Source organism: Streptomyces sp. NPDC046759, assembly GCF_040645475.1.
Taxonomy (GTDB): domain Bacteria; phylum Actinomycetota; class Actinomycetes; order Streptomycetales; family Streptomycetaceae; genus Streptomyces.
Window position 1 is genome coordinate 35870 of record NZ_JBEYYJ010000033.1, and the last position, 26216, is coordinate 62085.

The window sequence follows — 26216 nt, forward strand, 5'->3', positions numbered from 1 at the left end:
CGGTCATGGACTTCGCGTTCGACGCGCGCACCGAGGAGATGCGCGCCAAGCTGCTCGCCTTCATGGACGAGTACGTCTACCCGGCCGAGGCGGTCGCCGAGGAGCAGCGGGCCGCGCTCGCCTCCCCCTGGGACACCCCCGCCGTGGTCGAGGAGCTGAAGGCCGAGGCCCGCAGGCAGGGCCTGTGGAACCTCTTCCTGCCCGACGCCGAGTACGGCGCGGGACTGACGAACCTCCAGTACGCGCCGCTCGCCGAGATCACCGGCCGCTCCCCGCACCTCGCGCCCACCGCGACCAACTGTGCCGCGCCGGACACCGGGAACATGGAGGTGCTGGCGCAGTTCGGCGACGAGCGGCAGAAGAAGCAGTGGCTGGAGCCGCTGCTGGCCGGGGAGATCCGCTCGGCGTTCGCGATGACCGAGCCCGACGTGGCCTCCTCCGACGCCACCAACATCACCACGCACATCGAGCGGGACGGCGACGAGTACGTCGTCACGGGCCGCAAGTGGTACATCTCCGGGGCGATGAACCCGGACTGCAAGATCTTCATCGTCATGGGCAAGACGGACCCGGACGGCGCCGACATCCGCCGCCAGCAGTCCATGATCCTCGTCCCGCGCGAGACCCCCGGGGTCACCGTCAGGCGGGCGATGCAGGTCTTCGGCTACGAGGACCACTCCCACGGCGGCCACGCCGAGGTCGTCTTCGACCACGCGCGCGTGCCGGTGACGAACCTCGTCGGCGAGGAGGGCGGCGGCTTCGCCATCGCCCAGGCCCGGCTCGGCCCCGGCCGGATCCACCACTGCATGCGGCTGATCGGCATGGCCGAACGGGCGATCGAGCTGATGTGCCGCCGGGCGGTGTCCCGGACGGCGTTCGGCAAGGCGCTGGCCCAGCAGGGAGTGGTCCAGAACTGGATCGCCGACGCCCGGGTCACCGTCGAGCAGCTCCGGCTGCTGGTCCTGAAGACGGCCTGGCTGATGGACACCGTCGGCAACAAGGGCGCCCACACGGAGATCCAGGCGATCAAGATCGCCACCCCGCGCGCGGTGGTCGGCATCCTCGACAAGGCGATCCAGCTGCACGGCGCGGGCGGGGTGAGCCAGGACTTCCCGCTGGCCGAGCTGTACGCGAGCGCCCGCACCCTGATGCTGGCCGACGGCCCGGACGAGGTGCACCAGCGGTCGCTGGCGCGGCGGGAGCTGAAGAAGTACCTGTGAGTGAGCGCGCGTGAGGGGCGGTCCGCCGGCGCGGCCGCCCCTCACGCGCGTCCTGGTACGGCGCTGGTGCTGTGACCGGAAAGGTTTGCCGGTGAACCTTTCCGGTCGCAGCACTAGGGCCGCAGCGCCCGCAGCAGCAGGTCGGCGAGGTGGTCGGCGACCTGCTGAGGGGTGAGGGGGCCGTTCGGGCGGTACCAGGTGGACAGGTGGTGGACGGAGCCGAAGTGGTAGTCCACGACCAGGTCGGCCGGGGTCGCGGTGGAGAACACGCCCGCCTTCTGGCCCTCCTCGATGAGCGCGCGGAACCGTTCGTGGTAGCGCCGCCGCTCGGCGCGGACCTGCTTGTTCTTCTCCGGGCTCAGATGGTGCATGGACCGGAAGAAGATCATCGCGTCGTCGAGGTTGTCGATCGTCGTGACGACGACGTCCGCCGCGGCGGCCCTGAGCCGCTCCTCCACCGGCGCGTCCATCCCGGCGAAGTGGTCGAGCCGCTCCTGCTGGACGCGGAGCATGCGCGCGTACACCTCGTGCAGGAGGTCGTCCTTGGAGCCGAAGTAGTGGTAGAGCGCCCCCTTGGTGACACCGGCCGCCTCCACGATCTCCTGCACGGAAGTGCGGTCGTAGCCCTGCTCCGCGAAGAGCCGGGTGGCGGCGGCCAGCAGCCGCTGCGGAACGGGCGTCCCGTCTCCGTCCGTCGTCCTGGGCACTGCCGCCACCTGCCTTCCGTGATGCTCTGATCGAGTCGTGATGCTCTGATCGAGTCGTGATGCTTACCGGGAGTCCTGCGCGCGGGAACGCAGTTCCCGACGGAGGATCTTCCCACTTGCCGTTTTGGGCAAGTCGGGCAGGATCTCCACCTGCCGCGGGTACTTGTAGGCGGCCAGTCTCTCCTTGCAGTACACCGCGAGGTCGTCCGGGGCCGCCTCGGCGCCCGGACGCAGGCTGATATAGGCCTTGACGGTCTCGCCCCGGTAGCCGTCGGGGATGCCGACGACGGCCGCCTCGCGCACCGCCGGGTGGGTGTACAGCACGTCCTCGACCTCGCGGGGCCACACCTTGAAGCCGGACGCGTTGATCATGTCCTTCTTGCGGTCGACGACGTAGAGCCAGCCCTGTTCGTCCATGAAGCCGATGTCGCCGGTGCGCAGCTCGCCGTCCGGGAAGGACTCGGCGGTGGCGTCCGGACGCCGCCAGTAGCCGGGAACGACCTGGGGTCCCCGTACGACTATCTCGCCCTGCTCCCCGAAGGGCACCTCCGCGCCCTGCTCGTCCACGATCCTGACGACCGTGTCGGCGCCGGGCAGGCCCACCGACAGCGTGCCGGAGACGGGGTCCACGGGCGCCTCCAGGCCGGGCGGGACGGAGGCGCAGGGGGCGGTGCACTCGGTGAGGCCGTACCCGACCCGGATGTACGGCCCGAAGCGCTCGCGGAACTTCTCCACCAGGGCCGGGGGCACGGGCGCGCCGCCGGAGGACAGGTTCACGAAGGAGGCGAAGTGCTCGGGGGTGGCGTCCGGGTGGGCGGCGAGTGCCATGTAGGCGGTGGACGGGCCGACCGTGTAGTGCGGGCGGTGCTCGGCGAAGGCCTCCAGGACGAGTCCGGGCTCGAAGCGGTAGGCCAGCACCAGGGTGCCGGCGCTGTTCAGGCAGGCGCCGAACTGGCAGACCATGCCGGTGATGTGGAACAGCGGCGCGAGGGCGTAGTAGACGGGTGGCTCCGGGAGCGCGAGCCCGGTCCGCTGCCGCTCGGCGTTGTGCATGATGTTGCCGTGCAGGTTGGTGGCGCCCTTGGGGGTGCCGCTCGTGCCCGAGGTGTAACTGATCAGCGCGATGTCGTCCGGGCGCGGCTCGCGGCCCCCGGGCGCCTTGCCGCCCTGCCGGGCGACGGCCACCAGGTCGTCGGCGTCCGGCGCCTTCGGCAGCCGTTCGAAGCCCAGCACGCGCGCGTCGTCGCGGGTCTGGAAGTCCAGCTCGCACGCGGTGAGCACGACCCGCACCGGCGATCCGGCGGCCGTCTCGCGCAGGTACGACTCCCAGGCCCGGTCGGAGCAGACCAGCGCGGCCACCTCGCCGTCCCGCAGGACGTGCCCCACCTCGCCGGACTTGTACATCGGGTTGACCGGCACCACGGTCGCGCCGGCCTTCCAGGCGCCGAGGACGGCGAGCACGAAGTGCGGGGTGTTCTGCAGCAGCACGGCCACCCGGTCGCCCCGCTCCAGTCCGCGCGCGGTGAGATGGGCGGCGACGGAGTCGCTCAGCTCGTCGACCTCGCGGTAGCTGAGCCGGGCGTCGAAGTAGGCGAGGAAGGTGCGCTCGGGCGCCTCGGCGACGGCGGCCCGCAGTGCGTGCACCAGCGAGTCGGCGGGGTCGACCGGACCGCGCTGGGCGTCGTCGAGCAGGGCCAGCCAGGGCCGTGCCGCGTACCGTGAGGTGGTCACCGGGCCTCCTCCCACCTGCGCTGGATGTGGTTCATGCCGCTCAGCCAGCGATCCGGATCGGTGGCCCGCGCCTGGTAGTACTCGGCCACCTCGGGGTGCGGCAGGATCAGGAAGCGATCCTCCTCCATGCCCCGGAACAGGGCGTCGGCGACGGCGTCCGGTTCGATCGCGGTCGGCAGCAGCACCAGGTCCCCGGCGCTGCCGGTGGCGGCCAGCATGTCCGTCCGCACACCCTGCGGGCAGATGGCGTGCACCTTCAGGCCCCGGTGCCGGTACGTCAGCGACAGCCACTCCGCGAAGGCGTAGGCGCCGTGCTTGGTGACGCTGTACGAGGGCGCGCCGATCATGGTGAGGAGCCCGGCGGCCGACACGGTGGACACGAACCGGCCGCCGCCCCGCTCCAGCCAGGCGGGCAGCAGCTGGTGCGCCGCCCGGACATGCGCCATGACGTTCACGTCCCAGGAGACCTCCCAGGACCGCTCGTCCAGCGGGCCGCCCCGGCCTCCGTCCTCGAAGGCGACGCCGGCGTTGGCGCAGTAGACGTCGATGGTGCCGCCGAGCGCGTCCCGGGCGTCGCCGACGATCGCCGAGGCATCGCCCGGCACGGGGATCCCGCCGATCTGCTCGGCCACCGCCTTGGCCTTGTCGCCGTCCAGGTCGTTCACGACGACCCGGGCCCCCTCGGCGGCGAACCGCCTGGCCAACGCGGCCCCGATCCCCCCGCCGGCCCCGGTGACGACCACTCCCGCATCCTGCACGGCTTCCACCATCGGTCTCCTTCGGCACGACTTCGCGTGGCACTCTTGGCTCTGATCGGGTCAGACTAACCGGTCGGTATGTGTGAAGGAAGGGCCGTCGCACCAACCTCCAGCCATGGACCTGTCGCGACGGAACCTTCTGGCATCGGCAACGATGGCGGCCCTTCCCGCCCCCTGCGGACAGCGTGACGAACTGCGCACCGGCTTCGAAAGGCTCGCCGCCGACGGCTACTCGCTGCTGCGCGGCCGGCGCGTCGGCATCGTCACCAACCCCACCGGCGTCACCCGGGACACCTCCCACATCGTCGACGTCATGCACCGGGACTCCCGGGTGAGGCTGACGGCGGTCTTCGGCCCCGAACACGGCTTCAGAGGCACCGCGCAGGCGGGCGGCTCCGAGGGCCGGTACGACGACCCGGCGACCGGACTGCCCGTCTACGACACCTACCTGAAGAGCGGACGGCAACTCGCCGACGTCTTCACCGCCTCCGGTGTCGACACGGTCGTCTTCGACATCCAGGACGTGGGCGTCCGCTTCTACACCTACATCTGGACGCTGTACGACTGCATGGAGGCCGCGCAGCTCGCGGGCAAGCGGTTCGTCGTCCTCGACCGGCCCAATCCGGTGACCGGGCGCGAGGCGCGGGGGCCGGTGCTGCACAAGGAGTTCGCCACGTTCGTCGGCCGGCAGCCGGTCGCGCAGGCGCACGGGATGACCGTCGCGGAGCTGGCACGGCTGTTCAACGGGGAGTTCCTGAGCACGCCGGTCGCGCTGGACACCGTCCTGATGACCGGGTGGAGGCGGTCGGACTGGTACGACGCCTCCGCGCTCCCGTGGGTGCCGCCGAGCCCGAACATGCCGACCCCGGACACGGCCCTCGTCTACTCCGGCACCTGTATGTTCGAGGGCACCAACGTCTCGGAGGGCCGGGGCACGACCAGGCCCTTCGAACTGCTGGGCGCCGACGGCCTTGACGGCCGCTGGGCGGCCGCCGCGAACGAACTCGCGCTGCCCGGCGTGCGGTTCAGGGAGGCGTACTTCGCGCCCACGTTCTCCAAGTTCCAGGGAAGGACGGTCGGCGGGGTGCAGATCCATGTGCACGACCGCAGCGTCTACGACCCCGTACGCACCGGGATCGCCCTGCTGGTGACCGTCAGGAGGGTCTGGGACGGCTTCGCCTGGCGGCCGGACGACTGGATCGACAGGCTCACCGGCTCCACCAGGGTGCGCACGATGATCGACGCGGGAGCGACCACCGACGAGGTCACCGGCGCCTGGCAGGAGGAACTGACCGCGTTCCGGCGGGTGCGAAAGGAATATCTCCTCTACAGGTGAGGCGCGGTGTATGGCCAACCTTGCCCCGCAGCAGGACGATGCGTCCGCGACGCATCGTTTCAGGGGGGACGAGGGAGCCTGACATGGCGGATCCTGGGATGAGCGTGACTCCCTACTGGGAGCTGACCTTCGACGCGGACGGGGACGTGGACGGCCCCGAGCGCGACCGCCTGAGGACGCAGGTCACCGAGCACGGTGTGCGTGACCTGCTGGTCTTCGCACATGGCTGGAACAACGACCGCTCGGGCGCGACCGCGCTGTACCGGCGCTTCTTCGCACCGGTCCCGGCGCTCGCCCCTCGGGCCCGGCTCGGGTACGTGGGCGTGATCTGGCCGTCGATGCGGTTCAGCGACGAGCCGATCCCCGACTTCCCCAAGTCGGTGGCGGCCGTGGCCGCGGAGGCGGCCCCGGGCCCGGCGCTGGACAAGGACACCCGGCGCGCCCTGCTGGAGACCTTTCCGGGCCGGGCGCCCGTGATCGACCAGCTCGCCCGGATGCTGGACGAACGGCCGGACGGAGCGGCCCAGTTGACGGAGTTCGGGCGGCTGGTGCGGCTGCTGGCGGACGACGGGCGGCGGCCGGGCGTGTGCGACACCGACGAGGAGGGCGAGCCGGCGGTTTTCACCGGGGACCCGGCGACCGCCTGCGACCAGTTCGCCGAGGCGCTCGCCGCCGTGCGGTCGCCCGGCGCACCGGCCGGGTTCAGCATCCCGAACCCTTGGGACGGCGCCAAGGAACTGCTGCGTCAGGCGACCTATTACACGATGAAGCGCCGGGCCGGAACGGTCGGCGAGCACGGACTGGGGCCGGTGATCGGGCAGCTGGCACAGGCGGCGGCCGGGATGCGGGTGCATCTGATCGGACACAGCTTCGGCGGCCGGCTGGTGTCGTTCGCGCTGCGCGGCCTGCCCGGCGGGGTGGGTGCGGTGAAGTCGGTGACGCTCCTGCAGGGCGCCTTCTCGCACTACGCCTTCGCGGACCGGCTGCCGCAGGCGCCGGACAAGGCGGGCGCGCTCAAGGACCTGCAGCGGCGCATCGACGGTCCGCTCGTGTGCTGCTACTCGCACTTCGACACGGCACTGGGCACCTTCTACCCGCTGGCTTCCCGGCTGGCCGGGGACGACCGCTCCTGCGTGGGCAGCGAGATCGCCGCCGTGCTGGGCCCGGAGTGGGGCGCCCTGGGCCACGACGGGGTGCAGGCGGTGCCGGGCACCGCCCGGCTCGACCTCGCGGCGGCCCTCGGCGGACCGCTGCCCGCCTCCGGGTGCGTGAACGTCGACACTGCCGCCGTGGTGCGGCGCGGCGGCGCGCCGACCGGGGCGCACAGCGACATCGTGCACCCCGAACTGGCACGGCTGGTACTGGCGGCGGGCCGTATCGCCTGACCCGCCGCCGGTCTCACCTCATCGGTGGGACGTGTACTCGACGACCTGCTGGAAGGTCGGCCGGTTCTGCCAGCTGATCTTGCCGTGCTTGATGCCGCCCAGGGTGCGCTGGACGATGGAGTCGGCGCACCACTGGTCGCCGGCCGAGCACTGGTCGTCGCCCGGGTAGACCTGGGCGGCGGTCGCCCCGGCCGCCTGGTCCAGGGTGCTGATCAGGACGTCCCGGCAGGCGCTGAGGCTGCCGCCGCCGCAGTACTTCTCGGCGAGGGCGCCCTGCACGTTCTCCCCCAGCACCGCCCGGATGTCCTTGTCGACATAGCTCCACCAGCCGAACTGGAAGGAGCTTCCGGCGTGCGAGCCGGTGGGGCCGTGTCCGGCGGACGGGGTCTCGTCGATCGACAGGTTGGAGGTGAAGTCGGCGTACAGGTCGCTGCCCAGGCCCGGTTCGAACTCGGCCTTGACCAGCAGCGGCCACCACGCGTCCAGGATGCGGATCGCGTCGGCGTCGGCGTAGGTGTGCGAACCGGCCGATGTCTCCGTGCGCTTGGCGCCCGCGGTCACCCACGCCTGCAGCTTGCTCACCGCCGCGGCGGCCGTGGGGTCGGTCACCGTCGAGGAGTTGACCACCTTGAGCAGCTTCGGCAGCACGTCCTCGGCCCGCAGATCGGCGAGCCCCGCGTCCGCCATGGCCTGCACCAGCTTCGTACGGGTCACGCCGCCGGCCGCGACCAGCTTCTTGACCCGGTCGTCGAGCAGGTTGCCGCGGTGAACCGACCCGTCACCCCAGGCCGCGGCGGAGTAGTCCGTGGCCTGCTTGTTGTTCCAGGAGACGTAGTAGTCCTGGTCGACGGAGTTCGGGTGGGCCGAGGCCGGGGTGTAGCCGGCGGTGTTGGTGGCCGGGTCCCAGTTGCGCCACTCGTACGCCTGCTGGGCCCAGACCGGGAACTCCGCGTCGACTCCGGCCGCCCGCACCGGGTTGTCACCGCTGTTGTAGTACGCGGTGTGCTGGGAGTCGGCGTAGAACCAGTTGAAGGTGTAGTTGATGTGCTGGGCCGCGCTCTGGAAGTCCTTCGGGCCCTTCACGAAGTCGGGGTCGTTCAGCATCTGGAAGCCGATGATCGAGTCGGCCTCGTGCAGGTAGGAGGAGCGCAGGGTGGTGTAGGCGACCTTCTTGCCGCCGACGGTCGCGCGGTACTCCACCGGACCGTACTTCGTCCGCCACACCCGCATGGTGTACGAGCCCGCCGGCGTGCTGTCCGCCGTGGTCGGTGACCAGGAGTTCTTCTGCTCGACCTCGTCCATGGCCGTGCAGGTGCCGTGGTAGAGGTAGTGGTAGTCGTCCTGGCACAGCTCGACCGCGTAGGTGTCGATGATGTCCTGACCGGAGGTGGTCGCGCTCCAGGAGTAGTCCTGGCCGCGGCCGAGTTCGACGTACATGCTCAGCCCCGCGAAGGAGGCGCCGCGCGCGCTGATGCCCGGGCCCTGGATCTCCTGCAGCATGAGCAGCTGCGGGGCGAAGTACCCGGTCTGGGGGCCGAAGACGGCGATCGGGTGGCCGCTGGCGGTGTACTTGCCGCTCACGACGAGCGCGTTGGACATCCCGCGCCTGGCCGAGCCGAGGGCCGTCTTCGCGGCGGTGGCGGAGGTGCTCCTGGCCGCCGCGGTGGCCCCGCTGCCCGTGCGGTCGTAGACCAGCGGTTCCTGGGTGACCGTACCGGGATCGGGCAGGGCCTCGCCCTTGGCGTCGGCGGGCTTGGTGCCGTACGGGAAGCTCTGGCCGTCGTGGACGGTCAGCACGGCCTCGGGGTCGTTGCGCTCGCGGAAGGACTCCCAGACCTTGGTGCCCTCCTCGACGCCGTACTTGTGCTGGGCGGCGAGCAGAGAGACGGCGTTGTTGACCTCTCCGCCCCCGCCGGCGCCGAACAGCGAGCCGATGACGGAGGCCAGCGCCACCAGGTCGGTGATCTTGAAGTGGGCGATGGTGCCGGCGTTGGTGATCGGGTCCTTGTGGCCGGTCAGGTCGTACTCGCCGGGGAAGTAGCGGCCGCTGTCCGAGGCGTCGATGTAGGCGTTGATTCCGGCGAGGTAGGCATTGGCGTCGGCCAGGGCCTGCTGGCCGCGGGCGCCGTTGTCCGCCACCGCGTGGTCGATCTGCGCCTGCAGGTCGGCCTCGGTGTAGGGCGCGTTGCGGTAGAACTCCTGCTCCAGGCCCTGGTTGGCGGCCGCGCCGCCCGCGAAGGAGGTCAGCTGGCCACGGCCGACGTGCCGGAAGACGTCCATCAGCCACAGGCGGTCCTCGGCCGCCGCGTAACCGGCGCCGTACTCGGTGCCGTACCGGGTGGTGCCGGTGATGTGCGGCACACCGGTCTTCTTGTCCCGGACGATCGTCACGTCGCCGCGCCCGCCCGGCTTCTCCGTGGAGGCGACCTGGTCCGAAGGGACGCCGAAGGAGGCGTCGTTGAAGAAGGTGCTGACCGTGGCGTCCGTGAGCTGCTTGTAACCGGTGGCGAGGCCGGCGTAAGGCCCGAGCTGGTCCTCTGCGTGCGACGGCTGCGTCCCGAAGGCCTGGTTGAGGAGGATCTGGGCGAGCGTGGCGTTGCCGTTCTCGCCGGGCGGCAGGATGTCCGAGCACTGGCCGCCGCAGTAGTCGTTCGACGCGGTCCCGGCCGCCGCGGCGGCCGCGGTCTGGGTGAGCGGGGAGAGAAGTCCGGCGACGAGGACGCATATCGACGCCGTCTTCAGGAACCCGGTGGAGCGACGGGACGTTCTCAGTCTGTCAAGGGCGGTACGTGGGGTTCGCCGTGGCATGGCAGCTCCTAGCGACAGGGGTGGCCGAACGTTACCGCCGGTATCCCCAGCTTTAAAGATGAACATGCGTCACTTTCTGGAGTCCGCAAGCAGAGACAAGAGAAGACATGGAGCCGAATCGCCTGTCGATACGTCTATTCGGCGACGTCCGTGCGACGACGCCGAAGTGACCGAAGTACAGGTGCAGGTGTGACGGAGGTGCAGGGCGATGGCCGGTTTCCGGAGTCTGGCGAGACAGGTACGCGATCCGGACTGCGATCTGGCACTACGGCGGTACTCACTGCGCAAGTGCCTTGAGAAGTTCGCCCCTTACGGGCATCGGGCGACCTGGGACCATCTGTGCTCCCGGGCGGGCTTCGGCCCGGAGGACCGCTCCCCCGACCCGGTGCGGCTCGTGGCCGCGCTGGAGGAGCTGGAGGAGGCCCGGTCCGTGTGGCTCGCCTATGAGACCGACTTCACCGAGCGGCGCAGGAAGGAGAAGCACGACGGGCTGCGCCGGCCGCGCAGCGTGGACGACTGGCACCGGATGACCTGGGGGGGCTTCGGGGTCGCCTGGTGCGACGACCCGCGCGTCCACCCCGGTGAGCCGTTGGCCGAGGTGCTGCGCCGGCTGATCACCGCGCTGAACCGGCAACCGGGCTCGTCCTGCCCGGTGTGCAACGCCGACCGCCTGATCTGGCGTTACGGCCTGGACCACGAACCGTCGTCCGGCCCGGTGTGCACGGACTGCGGGATCCTGGTGCCGCGCCCCGTGCTCACGCCGCGGGCGCTGGAGTACGCGAGGCGGGGGCGGCTGCTGATGTCGGCCTGAGCAGTGCTGTTCAACGGGGGCCTGTCCCCGGGGGGTGCGCAGGGGGATGCCGCACCCCTGCCGGGGCCGGACGCGCCATCGGCGGGGACGCTGCAACTGCCCGGTGCAGGGCCGTGGTCGACGTGCGGCCGCGCCGCGCCGGCGCGCCGGGTCACGACGACGCCCCGGACGGCCGGCGGGCTGCCGTGACGCACCGGGTTCACGCCACTTCCAGCAGGAGCACTGTGCAGGCTTGCCTGAACGGCCGCCGATCGCCGGCGGAGAGCGCCGCCGTGCCGATGTCGCCCGAGGACCTGGCGCGTTCCGCCGCCGACGCGGTGGCGGCCGGGGCCACGTCGCTGCACGTCCACCCGAGGACACCGTGCGGACACGAGAGCCTGTCCCCGCGCGTCCTCGCGCCGGCGCTGGAGGCGATCCGGGCACACGTGTCGGTGCCGGTCGGGGTGACGGCCGGCGCCTGGGCCGAGCCCGACCCGGCGGCGCGGCTCGCCCGGGTGCGCGCCTGGTCCGTGCTGCCCGACTTCGCCTCGGTCAACTGGCACGAGCCGGGAGCCGAAGCCGTCGCCGAGCAGCTTCTGGCCATGGGCGTGGGCATCGAGGCGGGTGTCCGGTCCGGCACCGGCGGCGCGGCCCGGTTCACCCGCTCGCCGCTCGCCCCGAGGGTGCTGCGCGTGCTGGCCGAGGTGTCCGATCCGGACCCGGGGACCGCCGAGGCGTCGGCGCGGGCCCTGCTGGCCGCGCTGGGACCGGCGCACGGCCGCCCGGTGCTGCTGCACGGCGAGGGGGGCGGCGCCTGGCCGGTGCTCCGGCTGGCGGGACGGCTGGGCCTGGCCACCCGGGCCGGGCTGGAGGACACGCTCCACCTGCCGGATGGCCGACGGGCGCTCTCCAACGCCCGGTTGGTGGCGGAGGGGCTGGCCGCGTACGGATCGCGCCGGCCAGGGCGCCCGGTCCGGCGTACCTGACGCGCAAGCGCGGGACCGAGTACGCGTGAGACGACGGCGCCGCGGCCCCGGGACCGGGAGCTCAGCGCCCCTCCGCCAACAGCCGCGACCCGGTCAGCCGTTGGCCGAACACGTCGTCGGGGTTGGACAGGACGCAGTTCTCCAGGGAGAGGCAGCCGCACCCGATGCAGTCGGTCAGATGGTCACGCAGACGGTTCAGCTGCTTGATGCGTTCGTCGAGCTCCGAGCGCCACTTCTCCGACAGCCGCGCCCAGTCCTCCCGGGTCGGGGTCCGTTCCTCGGGAAGTTCGGCGAGCGCGTCGCGGATCGTGGCCAGCGGGATGCCGACCCGCTGAGCCGCGCGGACGAAGGCGACCCGGCGCAGGGTGTCGCGGCTGTAGCGGCGCTGGTTCCCGGCGGTGCGGCGGCTGCTGATCAGGCCCTTGGACTCGTAGAAGTGCAGGGCGGAGACGGCGGCGCCGCTGCGCGCGGACAGCTGGCCGACGGTCAGCTCGTGGATCTTCTCGGGAATCTGGGGCACTCCTCAGAGCCTAGCGGCCCCGACGCCGGCGGTCCGTTGACAGGCGCCCCGTACCCGACCATGCTAAGCAGTTGCTTAGAGACGCGAGCGAGAGGCCGGGAACATGGCAGAACCGAGGATCTTCACCAGCCCCGACGAGCTGAAGGCGGCCGTGGGCGAGCAGCTGGGGTACACCGACTGGCTGGAGGTCGACCAGAAGCGCATCGACCTCTTCGCCGAGGCCACCGGCGACCACCAGTGGATCCACGTGGACCCGGAGAAGGCCGCCGCGGGTCCCTTCGGGACCACCATCGCCCACGGCTATCTCACCCTCTCCCTGCTCCCGGTCTTCGGCCCGCAGCTGATCGGGGTCGAGGGCGTGAAGATGGGCGTGAACTACGGCACCAACAAGGTCCGTTTCCCCTCCCCCGTCCCGGTCGGCTCCCGGCTGCGCGCCACCGCGACGATCACCGGCGTCGACGACGTCACCGGCGGCGTCCAGGTGACGGTCGCCTTCACCGTGGAACGCGAGGGCGGCGACAAGCCGGTGTGCGTCGCGGAGTCGGTCTCCCGGTACTACCTGTAGCCCGCAGCCGGGCTCACCCGGCCCCGACCATGCGCAGCACGAGGTCGGCGTAGAGCGCGCCGACCTCTTCGGGGGTGCGCGGACCGTCCACGGTGAACCAGCGGGCCACGTCGATGCAGAGCGACAGCACGGCGAGGGTGGTGCCCTGGACGTCCAGCACGTCGAACTCGCCGACGGCCACGCCGTCCTCGATGATCCCGCGCACCTCGGCGTCGACCTGGCGGCGCAGCGCGACGATCTCGGCGCGGGCCTCGGGGCCGAGGGCGTCGAGCTCGTACTGCACGATCCGCGCGGTGGTGCGCCGCCCCGCGTGCCAGCGGACGAAGGAGCTGACCGCGTCGGCGAGCCGCTCGGCCGCGGTGCCCTCGCGCCGTGCGGCCGTGCGCAGGATGTCGAGGGCCTTGTCGTGGCCGATCCGGCTGATCCGGTGGAGCAGCTCTTCCTTGGTCTTGTAGTGGATGTAGAGCGCGGCCGGGCTCATGCCGGCGCGGCCCGCGATGTCGCGGGTCGTCGTCGCGTGGTAGCCGCGCTCGGCGAAGGCCTCCACGGCGGCGACGAGCAGCCGCCGGGCCGCGTCCGGGGTGACCTCTTCCCACGGCTCCACTTCGCCGCCGGTCGTCTCCTCCGCCGTACTCATCGCTCGCTCGCCCCTCTCGGTGACAGGAGCACCACCATACCGCCGACGGTGAGCGGGCGCTTAGTGCAGCCGGTCAGAGCTTTTCGAAGGGGTCGTGTTCGGCCAGCAGCTTCTCCAGCCGTGCCTGGTCCACCCGGCTGACGATCCGCCCGGCCTCCTGCCGGTCCCGGATCACCTTGGCGAGCGTGAAGGCGGAGGTGACGAGGTAGAGGACGGCGATGGCCAGGAAGGCGCGCACCCAGGCGTCGGCGCCGAGCTGGTAGATGCCGATGGCGGTGGCCGCCATGGCGACTGCGAAGGACGCGACGGCCTGGCCGTAGAAGGCGGCCGTGCTCTGCTGCTTGACCGGTGTGTCACTCATGGGGAAGAGCATCGGCGGATCCGGCTTGCGCCACATCCGCCGAAGTACTCAGAGGCATACTCAGCCGGACACCTGCTCAGAACGCCGAGACCCCGGTCAGCGAACGCCCGATGAGCAGTTTCTGGATCTGGCTGGTGCCCTCGTAGAGGGTCATCACCCGGGCGTCGCGCAGGAGTTTGCCGGCCGGGTACTCGTCGATGTAGCCGTACCCGCCGAAGACCTGGAGGGCGTTGTTGGCGGCGCGGACGGCCGCCTCGGAGGCGAACAGCTTGGCCTTGGAGGACTCGACGGCGAAGGGCTGCCCGCGGTCGATCAGGTCGGCGACCCGCCAGGTGAGCAACCGGGCGGCGTCCACGTCGACGGCGATGTCGCTGATCAGCTCCTGGACCAGCTGGTGGCGGGCGATCGGCTTGCCGAACTGCTCGCGCTCACCGGCGTGGCGGACGGCCGCGTCGAGCGCCGCCTGCGCGATGCCGACGCAGCCGGCGGCCACCGACATACGCCCCTTGGCCAGCGCGGACATGGCGACGGAGAAGCCCTTGCCCTCCTCGCCGAGCATCGCCGAGGCCGGTACCCGTACGTCCTCCAGGACCAGTTCGGCGGTGGCCTGACCGCGCAGACCGAGCTTGCCGTGGATGGTGCGACGGGTCAGGCCGGGAGTGTCGGTGGGCACGAGGAAGGCGCTGACGCCCTTGTGACCGGGGGCGTCGGTGGAGCGGGCGAAGAGCAGCACCACGTCGGCCCACGTGCCGTTGGTGATGAACATCTTGGTGCCGTTGACCACGTAGTCGTCGCCGTCGCGTACGGCACGGGTGGTGAGGTTGCCCGCGTCGGAGCCGGTGCCGGGCTCGGTGAGGCCGAAGCAGCCGACGTACTCGCCGGCTGTCAGCCCCGGCAGCCAGCGCCGCTTCTGCGCCTCGTCGCCCCAGGCGGCGATCGTCTTGGCGACGAGCCCCAGGGACACCGACACGATGCCGCGCACCGAGGAGTCACCACGCCCGAGCTCCTCGGTGACCAGGCAGTACGCGAGATGGTCGCCGCCGGAGCCGCCGTACTCCTCGTCGACGGTCAGCCCCAGGAAGCCGACCTCGCCGAGTTTCTTCACGATGCCCCGGTCGACCTCCTCGGCCCGGTCCCAGGCGACCACGTGCGGGGCGATCTCGCGCGCCACGAAGTCCCGCGCGAGCTGCCGCACGGCCGCCTGCTCCTCGCTCAGTTCCAGGTTCACCACGCGATCACCTCACACAGAAAGAATCCGTCGACGGATCTTGAAAGCCGTACATTTAAATTAGCACTGCTAGTTTCCATCCGCAGCCCTACTATGTGCGCCATGGCCCGACCGCGCAAGCCCCTCCTCAGCACCGACCGGATCGTCGAGACGGCCCGGGAACTCGTGGACCGGGAGGGTCTGGCGGCCGTCTCCACCCGCCGGCTCGCCGCCGAACTGGGGGTGAGCGGGCCCTCGCTGTACAACCACTTCCGCACCAAGGACGAGATCCTGGAGGTGGTCGCCGACTCGGTGAGCGCTCTGGTGGACCTGTCGATGTTCGAGGACGGCCGGGACTGGCGGACCGCGCTGCACGACTGGGCCGTCTCCTACCGGGCCGCCCTGCGCGACCACCCGAACATCGTCCCCGTCCTCGCCCGGGGGCCGGGCCGCCGCCCGGCAGCCCTGCGGCTGGCCGACGCGGTCTACGGCGCGATGGTCCACGCCGGCTGGCCGCCGGCCCAGGCGACCTCGATCGGCGCGCTCATGCGGTACTTCATCATGGGCTCCGCGCTCGGCTCGTTCGCCGGGGGCTTCGTGGACGACGCGAGCGCGTACGACCCCGCCGACTACCCGCACCTGGGGCAGGCCCACCTGCTCGCCGAACAGCAGGAGAAGATCGACGAGCGGGCCTTCGAGACGGGGCTGACGGCGCTGCTGGACGGACTGGCGCGGCAGTACGAGCAGGTGGGGCCGGGCGTGCAGGGATGATTCGGTGGGCGCCGAAGTGCCGGTGCCGCACGCTGGGGCCCATGACCGTGAAGGATCCCCGGGCCGCCGGTCTCGCCGCGCTCGCCTCGCTGATCGCCGACGAGACCCGGGCCTCGTGTCTGCTCGCCCTGCTCGACGGGCGGGCCTGGACCGCCGGTGAGCCGGCCCGGCACGCCAGGATCGCCGCGTCGACGCTCGGCGAGCACCTGGGCAAGCCGGTGGCCGGCGGCCTGCTCACGGAGGAACGGCAGGGGCGGCACCACTATGTGCGGCTCGCCGGCGCGCGGGTGGCGGGGCTCGTGGCGGATCTCGCGGCCCAGGTGCCTCCGGCGGTCGCACGGTGCCGTCCGCGGACGCTGCGGGAGTCGAGCGCCGGGTCGGCCATGGCCCGGGGCCGTACCTGTTACGGCCATCTGGCGGGGCGGCTCGGGACCGCGGTCACCGATGCGCTGACCGTGCGGGGGCTGCTGCGGCAGCACACCGGGTTCGCGCTCACGGATGCGAGAGGGGGCCGGCGCTCGGTCCGGTCCAGGCACGCACGGGCCGGCGGACGGCGGCTCGCCAGGCCGAGCGGAATACCCGCCGCCCCGAACCACCCCACCCCTATCGCACCGGAAGAACTGTGGTGAGGGCGCCTTCCGGGGTGAGGTGTCCGGCGGTCCGCCGGGTGCCGGTGCGCTGTGGTCGTCCGCGCAGTTCCCCGCCTCCCCCGGGGAGCTGCAGTGCCCGTCCGATAACCGCCGGACAAGGCCCCGTCCCCTGCCTAACCTCGGGAGCATGATGAACGCCGCCCCACGTCACCGCCTGCTGCCCGCCTGCGCAGCGATCGTCACCGTCGTCCTGTGGGCGTCGGCCTTCGTGGCCATCCGCAGTGCGGGTGAGCAGTACTCTCCCGGCGCGCTCGCCCTCGGGCGGCTGGCGTCGGGTGCGCTCGCCCTGGTGGCCCTGTGGGCCATACGCCGGGAAGGGCTGCCGCCCAGAGCCGCCTGGCGCGGGATCCTGCTGTCCGGGCTGCTGTGGTTCGGCTTCTACATGGTCGTCCTGAACTGGGGCGAGCAGCAGGTCGACGCCGGCACCGCCGCCCTCGTCGTGAACGTCGGCCCGCTGCTGATCGCCCTGCTCGGCTCCCGGCTGCTCGGGGATCCGATGCCGCCGCGGCTGCTGGCGGGCATGGCCGTGTCGTTCGCGGGCGCGGTGACCGTGGGGCTGTCGATGTCGGGCGGGGGCGGGTCCTCCGTACTGGGCGTTCTGCTGTGTCTGCTGGCCGCGGCGGCGTACGCCGGCGGTGTCGTCGCGCAGAAACCGGCCCTGGGGCACGCGAGCGCCCTCCAGGTCACGACGTTCGGGTGTCTGGTGGGCGCCGTGGGCTGTCTTCCGTTCGCCGGGCAGCTGGCGCACCAGGCCGCCCACGCACCGCTGTCCGCCACTTTGGGCATGGTCTACCTGGGCGTCTTCCCCACCGCGCTCGCCTTCACCACCTGGGCCTACGCGCTGGCCCGCACCACGGCCAGCCGGATGGGCGCGACGACGTACGCCGTACCGGCGCTGGTGGTGCTGATGTCCTGGCTGGTGCTCGGCGAGGTGCCGGGCGTGCTCACGCTGGCCGGCGGTGCGCTGTGCCTCGCCGGTGTGGCGGTGTCCCGGTCGAGGGCCCGCACCGGCCGGACCGTCCGGGTCGCGGCCGCGAAGGAGCCGCGATCCGAGAAGGTCACCTGAGGCGGTCCGGGCCGCCGGGGACGACGGCCGGACTCAGAACACCACCAGTGCCCGGCCGCCCTTGCCCGCGAGCATGTTCTCGAAGGCGGCCGGGATGCCTTCGAGGGCGATCCGTTCGGTGACGAGCGCGGAGAGGTCCAGGCGGCCCTGCCGTACGTGCTCGGCGAGCACCGGCAGATCGCGGGCCGGGTCGGTGTTGCCGTAGACACAGCCGGACAGGGTGCGGCCCCAGTGGAAGATCTCCAGGGCGTTGAAGGTGACCTCCTGGTCCTTGCCCCCGATGCCGACGACCGTCGTACGGCCGCCCCGGCGGGTGGACTCCCAGGCGGCGCGGATCGACACCGCCCGGCCCACGCACTCGATCGAGACGTCGACGCCCTGTTTGCCGGTGAGGGCCCGGATCTCGCGGGGGGTGTTCCCGGAGGCGAGGACGTAGTCGGTGGCGCCGGCCGCGCGGGCCAGTTCCTCCTTCTGGGGGGAGACGTCGACGGCGATGATCCGGGACGCGCCCGCGATACGGGCCGACTGGAGGGTGGCCAGGCCGACTCCGCCCACGCCGAAGACGGCCACCGTCTCGCCCCGGCGGACCTTCGCCGAGTGGTGGACGGCGCCGTAGCCGGTGAGGACGGCGCAGCCGAGGAGGGCGGCGTCCACCAGGGGCACCCCCTCGGGCAGGGGCAGCACACAGGACGCGGAGACGACCGTCTCCTCGGCGAACGCGGCCACGTTCAGGCCGGGGTGCAGTTCCGTGCCGTCGGTCGTGCGTGCGTAGACGTCGGCGGCGCCGTTCAGGGCGTTGGCGCACAGCCAGACCTCGCCGAGCGCGCAGGTGTGGCACCTTCCGCAGGAAGGAGCCCAGTTGAGGACGACCGGATCGCCCTCGGCGAGGTGGGTGACCCCCTCGCCGACGGCCGCCACCGTCCCGGCGCCCTCGTGGCCGAGGACGGCTGGGACCGGGACGCGCATGGTGCCGTTGGACAGGGACAGGTCGGAATGGCAGACACCGGCGGCGGCGAGGCGGACGCGGACCTGTCCGGGGCCCGGGGCGGGCAGGTCGATGCCGGTGATCTCCAGGGGTGCGCCGATGGCGGGCAGGACGGCGGCTCGTACGGCCATGTCTCGGGTGCTTCCTTAGAACTGGAGGGACTTGGTCTGGAGGTACTCGGTGAGTCCGTGCGCGCCGAGTTCCCGGCCGACGCCGGACTGCTTGTAGCCGCCGAAGGGGGCGAGGGGGTTGAACCGGCCGCCGTTGATGTCCACCTGGCCGGTGTCCATGCGCCGTGCGAAGGCCACGGCCTCGGCCTCCTCACCGGCCCAGACGGCGCCCGCGAGGCCGTAGACCGTGCCGTTGGCGATGCGCAGGGCATCCTCCTCGTCCTCGTAGCGCAGGACGGACAGGACCGGGCCGAAGATCTCCTCCTGGGCGATCGTCATCTCGGGCGTCACGTCGGCGAAGACGGTCGGGGGGATGAAGTAGCCCTTCTCGTGCGGGGATCCGGGGCCACCGGCGACCAGGCGGGCGCCCTCGGCGAGGCCCTGCTCGATGTAGCCGCGCACCCGTGCCCGCTGCTTGGCGCTGACCACGGGGCCGATGCGGTCGCCGTACTTGGCGGCGGCTGTCCGGGCCAGCCCCACGGCCTCGTCGTACTGGTCGCGGTGGACCAGCATGCGGGTCCAGGCGCTGCAGGTCTGGCCCGAGTTGGACATCACGTTGGCGACGCCGACGTTGACCGCCTTGGCGAGGTCGGCGCTCGGCAGGATGACGTTCGCGGACTTGCCGCCGAGTTCGAGGGCCACCTTCTTGACGGCGGCGCCCGCCACCGCGCCGATCCGCCGGCCGACAGCCGTGGAGCCGGTGAAGGAGACCAGGTCGACGTCCGGGTGCTCGGCGAGGGCCTGGCCGGCGACCGGGCCGAGGCCGGTGACCAGGTTGAACACCCCGGCCGGTACGCCCGCCTCATCGACGGCCTCGGCGAACAGCTGGGCGGTGAGCGGGGTGTCCTCGGCGGGCTTGAGGACGACCGTGCAGCCCGCGGCGAGCGCCGGGGCGACCTTGGCGACGATCTGGTGCAGCGGGTAGTTCCAGGGCGTGATCGCGCCGACCACGCCGACGGGCTCGTGCAGGACGGTGGAGTTGCCGACCTTCTCCTCGAAGGAGTGGGTGGCGGCCAGCTCTGCGTAGGAGCCGGCGACCGCGATCGGCACGGCCGCGTGCACGGCCTGGGAGAACTGCAGGGGCGAGCCCAGTTCGGCGGTGACCGTCTCGGCGATCTCGTCCTTGCGGGCCACGAGGGCGTCCCTCAGGGCGGTCAGGCGCGCGGCGCGCTCGGCCGGTGGCGTGGCCGCCCAGGCGGGCAGGGCGGCCCGCGCGGCGCGTACGGCCGTGTCGACGTCGAGTGGGCCGCCCGCCGGCACCCGGGCGATGAGCTGCTCGTCGGCCGGGTTCACGACCTCGATGACATCCGTGGTCCCGGCGGGGCGCCAGGCGCCGTCGATGTACAGGCCGTCGTGTGCCTTCATGCTGCTTCCTCCCGGCGGGTCTGCGTCGTCCGGCACACAAACTAGCGATGTTAGTTTTCTGGCGCCACACGTACCCGGCCATCATCGCCGGACCGGGCGGTGCTCACTCGTCCAGGTCGGGCAGCCGGTCGGGGGACGGGCAGATGCGGTCGCCCTGCTGGTCGAAGACCAAGAGATGGGCCAGATCGACGAGGAGCGGGACCTGCATGCCGTGGTGCAGCCGGAGATCGGGGGTGGTACGGACCACCAGGTCGCCGGGGAGCCGGCCCTCCGGCGGCGCCTGCCCGGGTTCGGCGTCACCGGGGTGTTCGAGGACCACCACCGGCCCGGCGCGCCGCGAACCGGCCCGGTCCCGGAGCCGGTCCAGCACGGTCGCGCCTTCCCTGCGCCTGCGGCGCGCCGGCCGGGCGGCCGGGCGCGGGGCCTCCAGTTCGGGTACGACGGCCGGCCGGGAGCCGGTGTCGAAGTGGACGAGGATCTCGTGGCCCTGGAACTCCACGTGCTGCACCAGCCCCGTGAGCGCCACCTCGCCCGGCCGGGCGGAGCTGTGCCTGGCGATCCGCACCGCCTCCGAGCGCAGCCCCACGATCACCTCGCGGCCCTGCTGCACCCGGAGCAACTGGTGGTCCAGGCAGAGCGGTTCGGGCAGTCGCAGGGCCTGCTTGCCCAGGCCGATGGTCATGGCGCCGTCCAAAGGGGCGCGGACCAGACCGCGCAGCAGGTTGATGCGCGGGGTGCCGATGAAGGCGGCGACGAAGACGTTCCGGGGCAGCGCGTACACCGCGCGCGGGGTGCCGACCTGCTGGAGCTCTCCCCCGCGCAGCACGGCGACCCGGTCGCCGAGGGACATCGCCTCGGCCTGGTCATGGGTGACGTACACCGTGGTGACCCCCAACTCGCGGGTGAGCTGGGAGATCTCGGCGCGCAGATGGTTGCGCAACTTGGCGTCGAGGTTGGACAGCGGCTCGTCCATCAGGAAGGCGGAGGGGTGACGGGCGATGGCCCGGCCCATGGCGACCCGCTGCCGCTCGCCCCCGGAGAGCTGGCTCGGGAAGCGGTCGAGCAGGTCCTCGATGCCCAGCATGCGGGCGGTGGCAAAGACGCGCGGGGCGGGGTCGGCGCCGGGGTCCTCGATGCGCAGCGGGAAGCCGATGTTGTCACGGCCGGTCATGTTGGGGTAGAGGGCGAAGTTCTGGAAGACCATGGCCATGCCCCGCTCGGAGGGCTGCCAGTGGTTGGCGTACTCGCCGTCGAGGAGCAGCTCGCCCTCGTCGATGTCCTCCAGACCGGCGATCATCCGCAGCACGGTGGACTTGCCGCAGCCGGACGGGCCGAGCAGGGCCAGGAACTCGCCGGGTGCGATGTCCAGCGAGAGCCCGTCGACCACGCGCCGGCCGCGTGTGTAGGACTTGCTCACGTCGTGCAGTTCGATGGCGCGTGTCATGCCTGCCGCCCCCGGGGGCTGTCCGGAGCGCCGCTGCTCCGTGGTCCGAAGGCCCCGGCGGGTCGAACGGGGCCCGTGAGTCACGGAAGTTAACGGAATGTGGAGGGGCGGGGGAAGACATCGCGCGGCCCGTCCCGTCACTTGGTCGCGGTCAGATGCGCGAAGACCACCACGTTGCTGGTGTAGCCCGTCCGACGGCTGTAGAGGCCGCCGCAGGTCAGGACGCGCAGCTCCGGCCGCCCGGCGGAAGCGTAGACCTCCTTGTCCGGGAAGCCCGCCTTGTCGAAGACCTTCATCCGGTCCACGGTGTAGACGGCGGTACGGCCGTCGGCACGCCCGACCTCGATGAGCTTGCAGGGCTTGACCTGGGCGAGCCCGGCGAAGACGGCCGGGCCGGTCAGGGTGTCCCGGTGACCGACGGCGATCGCGGTGCCGGACTCGCCCGGCGTGGGGCCGCTCCGGTACCAGCCGACCAGCTTGGCCTGGTCCACGGGCGGGGTCTCCAGCTGTCGTTCCTTGTCGAGCCCGATGGCTGTGACCGGTGCGTCGATGCCCAGGGAGCGGATGCGGAAGGACGTCGGCCGCGACCGGGGCAGCGGGTGGGGCGAGGGTCCGGAAGGGGGCACGCAGGGCTTGTCGTCCCCGCTCCCGCCCGGTCCGCCGGCGGCCGCGACCGCGTCCGGGTCTCCCGCCCGGCCGGCCCCGTCGTGCCCGCCCCCGCACCGGCTGCCCACCGTCACCAGGACGGTCACCAGCACGGCCGTCCTGGTGAGGCGGTAGGCGCGGGTCCGGTACCAGGGCCTGCCTCGGCGTCTACGCGGCGCCATGAGGCCGACGGCGGTTCCGCCGGACGTACAGGGCACCGCCGACCGTGACCAGGCCCACGGCACCCGCGGCGGCCACGGGCGAGTAGGCGGCGGCCGTGTCGATGAGCCCGCCACCGCCCGCGTGGACGCCACCCCTGGGCGGATCGTTGTCGTCCCTGCCGCCCCAGCCCGGTCCGTCCTGCTGCCTGTGGTCGTGGTGGTCCTCGATCTGCCCGTTCGGACCGTGTCCCTCGTCGTGGCCGTCGTGCTCGTCGTGCCGGTCGTGGCAGTTGACGCGGAAGAGCTTCTCCTTGACGGCCCCCACCGCGACCCAGGTGAGCTTGTACTGCCCGTCGGTCAGGCCGATCGCGTCGGTGTGTCCGGCGCCGCCGGCGAGCGTGATGACACCGGTGACGGTGGCGGCACTGGGCAGCGGGGGCTGCGCCTGGATGATGTAGGGGATATTGGGCAGGATGTCGAAGTTGACGGCGTCGAGGTAGAACCTGCAGACCGTCGGCTCGTCCTTCGTCACGCCGTAGGGCACGCCCACGCTGTGCACCCTGATGTCGCCGTTTTCCCCCTGGGCCGCCGCGGTGGGTGCCATCACCCACGACGCACCCGCCGCGGCGAGGGCGGTGAGGACGACGGTGGCGCCCGCACGGGAGCGGAAGGCACGTGGTGAGGTTGTGGTGGGCATGCACATTCCTCCGAGTCAGACGATTTTCATACAAATCGTTCTTTCGCCTGGACTGTGCTCGATGCACACCCTTACTGACGTACCGACACCCGGCGGGCCGTCAGAGATCGCTCGTGCGGCGCAATCCGGAGGGTGGCCGCCCGCGCCCCGGGGCGTTCGCCCGCCCCCCGGTCCGGCGCGGCGACCCCGCCGAGCCGGTTGCCGGTCGGTCGCAGCGCCGCGCAGAGGCCGGGAGTCGTGCCGGTGACGCCTCAGCAATCAACGCGAAAGCCCAGCTCACAGGCTCGCGGCCAGCTGGACGGGGATGCCGTTGAGGACCGCGTTGCCCGAGAGCGGGTCGAGCAGGCTGCCGTCGAGGAGCTGGTTGACGTTGACTCCGGGCGTGGTGGCGGCGTGGCCGAGACGGGTGCCGGGCCGGTCGTGGCCCCAGCCGTGCGGCAGGCTCACCACCCCGGGCCGTACGGCGTCGGTGACCTCCGCGGGCGCCACGACCTCTCCCCCGGCGCCCTTCACCCGGACGTCGGCCCCGTCCCGGACGCCGAGCCGGGCCGCGTCCTCGGGGTGGATGTGCAGGGTGCATCGGTTGGAGCCGCCGGTGAGGGCGGGCACGTTGTGCATCCAGCTGTTGTTGGAACGCAGATGGCGGCGGCCGACGAGGACGAGCCCCTCGGGCCGTTCGCGCAGGGCCTCGCGCAGCCGGGGCAGGTCGGCGGCGATCGGCTCGGGCAGCAGCTCCACCTTGCCGCTCCGGGTCCGCAGCGGCTGCGGCAGGCGGGGGCGCAGGGGGCCGAGGTCGATGCCGTGCGGGTGGGCGAGCAGTGTGGCCAGGCTCAGTCCGTCGGGCCGTGCGCCGAAGCCGTCGCCGTACGGGCCGAGGCGCAGCATCATGTCCAGCCGCCGCTCGGCGCCGGTCTCGCCGGCGAGACCAGCCGCGAGTTCCCGCGGGTCGCGGCCGTGCACCGGGGAGTGCTCCTCCTGTACGGCCCTGCCGAGGGTCTGGTCGACGACCATGGCGTCGACGGCGGCCGGGTCGGCGCCGTGCATGCCGGTGGCGGCGAGGACCAGTCGGGCGAGGATCTCGCTCTCCGCCATGCGGCCGGGCTCCAGCGGGACCGCGGGGCGCGTGTAGCGGACCTGGTTGCGGACGGCGAGGGTGTTGAAGGCGAAGTCGTGGTGCGGGCTCTGGGAAGGCGGGGGCGGGGGCAGTACGACGTCGGCGTGGCGCGAGGTCTCGTTGAGGTACGGGTCGACGCTGACCATGAAGTCCAGGGAGTCCAGGGCCTTGTCGAGGCGGTCGCCGTCGGGGGCGGACAGCACCGGGTTGGCGGCCACGACGATCAGGGCACGGACCGGTTCGCCCTCCTCGGTGGCGGTGTCGATCTCCTCGGCCAGCGCCGAGATCGGCAACTCACCCTTGGCTTCGGGGAGTCGGCGCACCCGCGAGTGCCAGCGGCCGAGCGCGAAGCCGCGGCCGGGGCCCGCCGGGCGGGGCGTCCTGTCCGTGGCGGCCTGCGGGAAGAGGGCACCGCCGGGCCGGTCGAGGTTGCCGGTGAGGATGTTCAGGACGTCCACCAGCCAGCTGGCCAGGGTGCCGTGCGGGACGGTGCAGCTGCCGATGCGGGCGTAGACGGCGGCGGTGGGGGCGGCGGCGAGTTCGCGGGCGAGGCCGCGGATGGTCGGCGCGTCGATGTCGCAGGCCCCGGCCACGGCTTCGGGGGTGAAGTCCCGTACAGCGTCCCGGAGTTCCTCGACGCCCTGGACGTGCGGGGCGAGGTGGGCGAGATCGACGAGGTCCTCCGCGAAGAGGGTGTGCGCCATCGCCGCGAGCAGCAGGGCGTCGGTGCCGGGGCGGATCGCCAGGTGCCGGTCGGCGAGCTTCGCGGTGCGGGTGCGGCGCGGGTCCACGACGGTCAGGTGACCGCCGCGCGCCCTGAGCGCCCTGAGCTTGCCGGGGAAGTCGGGCGCGGTACACAGACTGCCGTTGGACTCCAGGGGGTTGGCGCCGATGAGCAGCAGGTGGTCGGTGTGGTCCAGGTCCGGCACGGGTATGGCGTTCGCGTCGCCGAAGAGCAGCCCGCTGGAGACGTGCTTGGGCATCTGGTCGAGCGTGGAGGCGGTGAACAGGCTGCGGGTGCGCAGGCCGGCGAGGAGGACCGGCGGATAGAGGGCGCCGGCCACGGTGTGCACGTTGGGGTTGCCGAGGACGACGCCGACGGAGTCCGCGCCGTGGCGCTCCGCGACGGGGCGCAGTCCGGCGGCGACCGCGTCGAAGGCCTCCTCCCAGGTGGCCTCGCGCAGCTCGCCGTCCCTGCGCACGAGCGGGGTGCGCAGCCGGTCCGGATCGGAGTCGACGGCCGGGAAAGAGGCGCCCTTGGGGCAGATGAAGCCCTTGCTGAAGACGTCCTCGCGGTCACCGCGGGCGCCGGTGACACGGGTGCCCTCGATGGTGAGGGTCAGCCCGCACGTGGCCTCGCACAGGGGGCAGATTCGCAGGGCGGTGCGGGACACGGGTCCTCCCGGGGGGTCGACGGCGGTGCCCGGCGAGCGGGGACGGGCTCGGGGCGAGCATACCGACCGGTATGCATGGAGGGGAGGCCTTCCCGCACGGGAATTCGACCGGGAGGTCAGTCGAGCACGCGCGCCAGATACGCCCGCAGCAGCTCGCGCGTCTCCGTCATGATCGCCTCGTCCCCCTGGGGATCCGTCCGGAACGCCAGTTGGACCAGGGCGTCCGCGCTCTCCACGGCGACCAGGAAGACGCGGCGCAGATCGTCGTCGGGAGTGCGGCCGAGGTAGCCGGAGAGCAGGTCGGTGAGGCGGTCGGCGACCCGGGTGTTGGGCTCGGCGTGCCGGGTGCCGACCGGTATCTGGTTGCCGAAGTCGACGAGGGAGAAGCCGGGCGCGGTGCGCTTCATGGCCAGGTACTCGTCCAGCACGGCGTCCATGGCGGCCCGCCAGCTTCCCCTGGGCGCCCCCTTCAGCCGCTCGGTGACGCGTTCGGTGTAGCGCTCCAGGTTGCGCTGGGCGAGGGCGTCGGCCATCTGCCGCTTGTTGCCGAAGAACCGGTAGACGGAGCCGATGGGCACACCGGCGCGCAGGGCGACCGCGCGGGTGCTCAGGGCGTCGTAGCCGACCTCGTCGAGGAGTTCGGCGCAGGCGTCGAGGATCCTGGTCAGCCGTTCGGCGCTGCGCCGCTGGACGGGCGCGCGGCGGAGCGATGTCGCTTGGGGCACGGACTTCATGATGCCTCT

At 72.2% G+C, this 26216-nt stretch carries 24 protein-coding genes; 9 read left to right on the forward strand and 15 right to left on the reverse strand.

The window, feature by feature from the left end; translation table 11 throughout:
* The first annotated feature begins 5 nt into the window (after nucleotides 1–5).
* Complete coding sequence (locus ABZ919_RS33870) at nucleotides 6–1220, forward strand: acyl-CoA dehydrogenase family protein (RefSeq protein ID WP_361255526.1); 1215 nt, start codon at nucleotides 6–8, stop codon at nucleotides 1218–1220.
* A gap of 113 nt (nucleotides 1221–1333) precedes the next feature.
* Here ABZ919_RS33870 and ABZ919_RS33875 read toward each other — a convergent pair whose 3' ends face one another.
* The 3 genes from ABZ919_RS33875 to ABZ919_RS33885 form a co-directional block, all read right to left on the reverse strand.
* Nucleotides 1334–1927: a TetR/AcrR family transcriptional regulator gene (locus ABZ919_RS33875; RefSeq protein ID WP_361255528.1), complete on the reverse strand. Its 594-nt coding sequence runs from the start codon at nucleotides 1925–1927 to the stop codon at nucleotides 1334–1336.
* A gap of 63 nt (nucleotides 1928–1990) precedes the next feature.
* The gene (locus ABZ919_RS33880; RefSeq protein ID WP_361255531.1) at nucleotides 1991–3658 is read right to left on the reverse strand and encodes an AMP-binding protein; all 1668 of its coding nucleotides are present in this window, start codon (nucleotides 3656–3658) and stop codon (nucleotides 1991–1993) included.
* Nucleotides 3655–4428, reverse strand: a complete 774-nt coding sequence (locus tag ABZ919_RS33885; RefSeq protein WP_361255534.1) for an SDR family NAD(P)-dependent oxidoreductase — start codon at nucleotides 4426–4428, stop codon at nucleotides 3655–3657. Before ABZ919_RS33885 ends, ABZ919_RS33880 begins: the two co-directional genes overlap by 4 nt.
* A gap of 103 nt (nucleotides 4429–4531) precedes the next feature.
* Between ABZ919_RS33885 and ABZ919_RS33890 the strand changes: the two genes are divergently transcribed.
* Nucleotides 4532–5752, forward strand: coding sequence for a DUF1343 domain-containing protein (locus tag ABZ919_RS33890; RefSeq protein ID WP_361255537.1), 1221 nt, complete (start codon nucleotides 4532–4534; stop codon nucleotides 5750–5752).
* 83 nt (nucleotides 5753–5835) lie between these two features.
* Complete coding sequence (locus tag ABZ919_RS33895) at nucleotides 5836–7137, forward strand: serine-threonine protein kinase (protein ID WP_361255540.1); 1302 nt, start codon at nucleotides 5836–5838, stop codon at nucleotides 7135–7137.
* Between the two features lie 18 nt (nucleotides 7138–7155).
* On the opposite strand, the gene ABZ919_RS33900 is transcribed toward ABZ919_RS33895, so the two are convergent.
* Entirely contained in the window at nucleotides 7156–9945 is a 2790-nt protein-coding gene (locus ABZ919_RS33900) for a penicillin acylase family protein (protein WP_361255543.1), read from the reverse strand.
* Between the two features lie 208 nt (nucleotides 9946–10153).
* Between ABZ919_RS33900 and ABZ919_RS33905 the strand changes: the two genes are divergently transcribed.
* On the forward strand, nucleotides 10154–10756 hold the full coding sequence (locus ABZ919_RS33905; RefSeq protein WP_361255546.1) for a hypothetical protein: 603 nt from the start codon (nucleotides 10154–10156) through the stop codon (nucleotides 10754–10756).
* A gap of 224 nt (nucleotides 10757–10980) precedes the next feature.
* A complete protein-coding gene (locus ABZ919_RS33910; RefSeq protein ID WP_361255549.1) occupies nucleotides 10981–11721 on the forward strand; it encodes a 3-keto-5-aminohexanoate cleavage protein in 741 nt (246 codons plus the stop codon).
* Nucleotides 11722–11782: 61 nt separating this feature from the next.
* Here the strand turns inward: ABZ919_RS33910 and soxR are convergent, their stop codons facing one another.
* The gene (gene soxR / locus ABZ919_RS33915) at nucleotides 11783–12241 is read right to left on the reverse strand and encodes a redox-sensitive transcriptional activator SoxR (RefSeq protein ID WP_361255552.1); all 459 of its coding nucleotides are present in this window, start codon (nucleotides 12239–12241) and stop codon (nucleotides 11783–11785) included.
* Nucleotides 12242–12344: 103 nt separating this feature from the next.
* Here soxR and ABZ919_RS33920 point away from each other — a divergent pair, with 103 nt between their 5' ends.
* Nucleotides 12345–12806, forward strand: coding sequence for a MaoC family dehydratase (locus ABZ919_RS33920; protein WP_361255555.1), 462 nt, complete (start codon nucleotides 12345–12347; stop codon nucleotides 12804–12806).
* Nucleotides 12807–12819: 13 nt separating this feature from the next.
* Here the strand turns inward: ABZ919_RS33920 and ABZ919_RS33925 are convergent, their stop codons facing one another.
* The 3 genes from ABZ919_RS33925 to ABZ919_RS33935 all read right to left on the reverse strand — a co-directional run bounded on the left by ABZ919_RS33925 (nucleotide 12820) and on the right by ABZ919_RS33935 (nucleotide 15032).
* Nucleotides 12820–13443, reverse strand: a complete 624-nt coding sequence (locus ABZ919_RS33925) for a TetR/AcrR family transcriptional regulator (RefSeq protein WP_361255558.1) — start codon at nucleotides 13441–13443, stop codon at nucleotides 12820–12822.
* Nucleotides 13444–13516: 73 nt separating this feature from the next.
* On the reverse strand, nucleotides 13517–13804 hold the full coding sequence (locus ABZ919_RS33930) for a YiaA/YiaB family inner membrane protein (RefSeq protein WP_361255561.1): 288 nt from the start codon (nucleotides 13802–13804) through the stop codon (nucleotides 13517–13519).
* Between the two features lie 76 nt (nucleotides 13805–13880).
* Complete coding sequence (locus tag ABZ919_RS33935; RefSeq protein ID WP_361255721.1) at nucleotides 13881–15032, reverse strand: acyl-CoA dehydrogenase family protein; 1152 nt, start codon at nucleotides 15030–15032, stop codon at nucleotides 13881–13883.
* Between the two features lie 102 nt (nucleotides 15033–15134).
* On the opposite strand from ABZ919_RS33935, the gene ABZ919_RS33940 reads away from it, so the two are divergent.
* From ABZ919_RS33940 to ABZ919_RS33950, 3 genes are all read left to right on the forward strand, one after another.
* Entirely contained in the window at nucleotides 15135–15782 is a 648-nt protein-coding gene (locus ABZ919_RS33940; protein ID WP_361255564.1) for a TetR/AcrR family transcriptional regulator, read from the forward strand.
* 41 nt (nucleotides 15783–15823) lie between these two features.
* Nucleotides 15824–16411 carry a winged helix-turn-helix domain-containing protein gene (locus ABZ919_RS33945; protein WP_361255567.1) on the forward strand — a complete coding sequence of 196 codons (588 nt, stop codon included), beginning with the start codon at nucleotides 15824–15826 and terminating at the stop codon, nucleotides 16409–16411.
* Between the two features lie 148 nt (nucleotides 16412–16559).
* Nucleotides 16560–17498, forward strand: a complete 939-nt coding sequence (locus ABZ919_RS33950; protein ID WP_361255570.1) for a DMT family transporter — start codon at nucleotides 16560–16562, stop codon at nucleotides 17496–17498.
* A 33-nt stretch (nucleotides 17499–17531) separates the two neighbouring features.
* Here ABZ919_RS33950 and ABZ919_RS33955 read toward each other — a convergent pair whose 3' ends face one another.
* The 7 genes from ABZ919_RS33955 to ABZ919_RS33985 form a co-directional block, all read right to left on the reverse strand.
* The gene (locus tag ABZ919_RS33955; RefSeq protein WP_361255573.1) at nucleotides 17532–18614 is read right to left on the reverse strand and encodes a Zn-dependent alcohol dehydrogenase; all 1083 of its coding nucleotides are present in this window, start codon (nucleotides 18612–18614) and stop codon (nucleotides 17532–17534) included.
* Nucleotides 18615–18629: 15 nt separating this feature from the next.
* Entirely contained in the window at nucleotides 18630–20018 is a 1389-nt protein-coding gene (locus tag ABZ919_RS33960; protein ID WP_361255576.1) for an aldehyde dehydrogenase family protein, read from the reverse strand.
* A gap of 103 nt (nucleotides 20019–20121) precedes the next feature.
* Complete coding sequence (locus ABZ919_RS33965; protein WP_361255579.1) at nucleotides 20122–21462, reverse strand: ABC transporter ATP-binding protein; 1341 nt, start codon at nucleotides 21460–21462, stop codon at nucleotides 20122–20124.
* A 137-nt stretch (nucleotides 21463–21599) separates the two neighbouring features.
* Nucleotides 21600–22289: a class F sortase gene (locus tag ABZ919_RS33970; protein WP_361255582.1), complete on the reverse strand. Its 690-nt coding sequence runs from the start codon at nucleotides 22287–22289 to the stop codon at nucleotides 21600–21602.
* Complete coding sequence (locus tag ABZ919_RS33975) at nucleotides 22276–22965, reverse strand: hypothetical protein (protein ID WP_361255585.1); 690 nt, start codon at nucleotides 22963–22965, stop codon at nucleotides 22276–22278. The genes ABZ919_RS33970 and ABZ919_RS33975 overlap by 14 nt, the downstream gene beginning before the upstream one ends.
* A gap of 276 nt (nucleotides 22966–23241) precedes the next feature.
* The gene (locus tag ABZ919_RS33980) at nucleotides 23242–25473 is read right to left on the reverse strand and encodes a molybdopterin oxidoreductase family protein (RefSeq protein WP_361255588.1); all 2232 of its coding nucleotides are present in this window, start codon (nucleotides 25471–25473) and stop codon (nucleotides 23242–23244) included.
* Between the two features lie 116 nt (nucleotides 25474–25589).
* Entirely contained in the window at nucleotides 25590–26207 is a 618-nt protein-coding gene (locus tag ABZ919_RS33985) for a TetR/AcrR family transcriptional regulator (RefSeq protein ID WP_361255591.1), read from the reverse strand.
* Nucleotides 26208–26216: the final 9 nt, after the last annotated feature.

Excerpts from the sequence above, each read along its gene's own strand:
- ABZ919_RS33975 (WP_361255585.1), bottom strand. The coding sequence starts at position 22,965 with ATGCCCACCACAACCTCACCACGTGCCTTCCGCTCCCGTGCGGGCGCC.
- ABZ919_RS33930 (WP_361255561.1), bottom strand. The coding sequence starts at position 13,804 with ATGAGTGACACACCGGTCAAGCAGCAGAGCACGGCCGCCTTCTACGGC.
- ABZ919_RS33950 (WP_361255570.1), top strand. The coding sequence starts at position 16,560 with ATGATGAACGCCGCCCCACGTCACCGCCTGCTGCCCGCCTGCGCAGCG.
- ABZ919_RS33960 (WP_361255576.1), bottom strand. The coding sequence starts at position 20,018 with ATGAAGGCACACGACGGCCTGTACATCGACGGCGCCTGGCGCCCCGCC.
- ABZ919_RS33885 (WP_361255534.1), bottom strand. The coding sequence starts at position 4,428 with ATGGTGGAAGCCGTGCAGGATGCGGGAGTGGTCGTCACCGGGGCCGGC.
- ABZ919_RS33890 (WP_361255537.1), top strand. The coding sequence starts at position 4,532 with ATGGACCTGTCGCGACGGAACCTTCTGGCATCGGCAACGATGGCGGCC.
- ABZ919_RS33900 (WP_361255543.1), bottom strand. The coding sequence starts at position 9,945 with ATGCCACGGCGAACCCCACGTACCGCCCTTGACAGACTGAGAACGTCC.
- ABZ919_RS33905 (WP_361255546.1), top strand. The coding sequence starts at position 10,154 with ATGGCCGGTTTCCGGAGTCTGGCGAGACAGGTACGCGATCCGGACTGC.
- ABZ919_RS33965 (WP_361255579.1), bottom strand. The coding sequence starts at position 21,462 with ATGACACGCGCCATCGAACTGCACGACGTGAGCAAGTCCTACACACGC.
- ABZ919_RS33940 (WP_361255564.1), top strand. The coding sequence starts at position 15,135 with ATGGCCCGACCGCGCAAGCCCCTCCTCAGCACCGACCGGATCGTCGAG.
- ABZ919_RS33945 (WP_361255567.1), top strand. The coding sequence starts at position 15,824 with ATGACCGTGAAGGATCCCCGGGCCGCCGGTCTCGCCGCGCTCGCCTCG.
- ABZ919_RS33895 (WP_361255540.1), top strand. The coding sequence starts at position 5,836 with ATGGCGGATCCTGGGATGAGCGTGACTCCCTACTGGGAGCTGACCTTC.
- ABZ919_RS33870 (WP_361255526.1), top strand. The coding sequence starts at position 6 with ATGGACTTCGCGTTCGACGCGCGCACCGAGGAGATGCGCGCCAAGCTG.
- ABZ919_RS33920 (WP_361255555.1), top strand. The coding sequence starts at position 12,345 with ATGGCAGAACCGAGGATCTTCACCAGCCCCGACGAGCTGAAGGCGGCC.
- ABZ919_RS33925 (WP_361255558.1), bottom strand. The coding sequence starts at position 13,443 with ATGAGTACGGCGGAGGAGACGACCGGCGGCGAAGTGGAGCCGTGGGAA.
- ABZ919_RS33955 (WP_361255573.1), bottom strand. The coding sequence starts at position 18,614 with ATGGCCGTACGAGCCGCCGTCCTGCCCGCCATCGGCGCACCCCTGGAG.
- ABZ919_RS33970 (WP_361255582.1), bottom strand. The coding sequence starts at position 22,289 with ATGGCGCCGCGTAGACGCCGAGGCAGGCCCTGGTACCGGACCCGCGCC.
- ABZ919_RS33985 (WP_361255591.1), bottom strand. The coding sequence starts at position 26,207 with ATGAAGTCCGTGCCCCAAGCGACATCGCTCCGCCGCGCGCCCGTCCAG.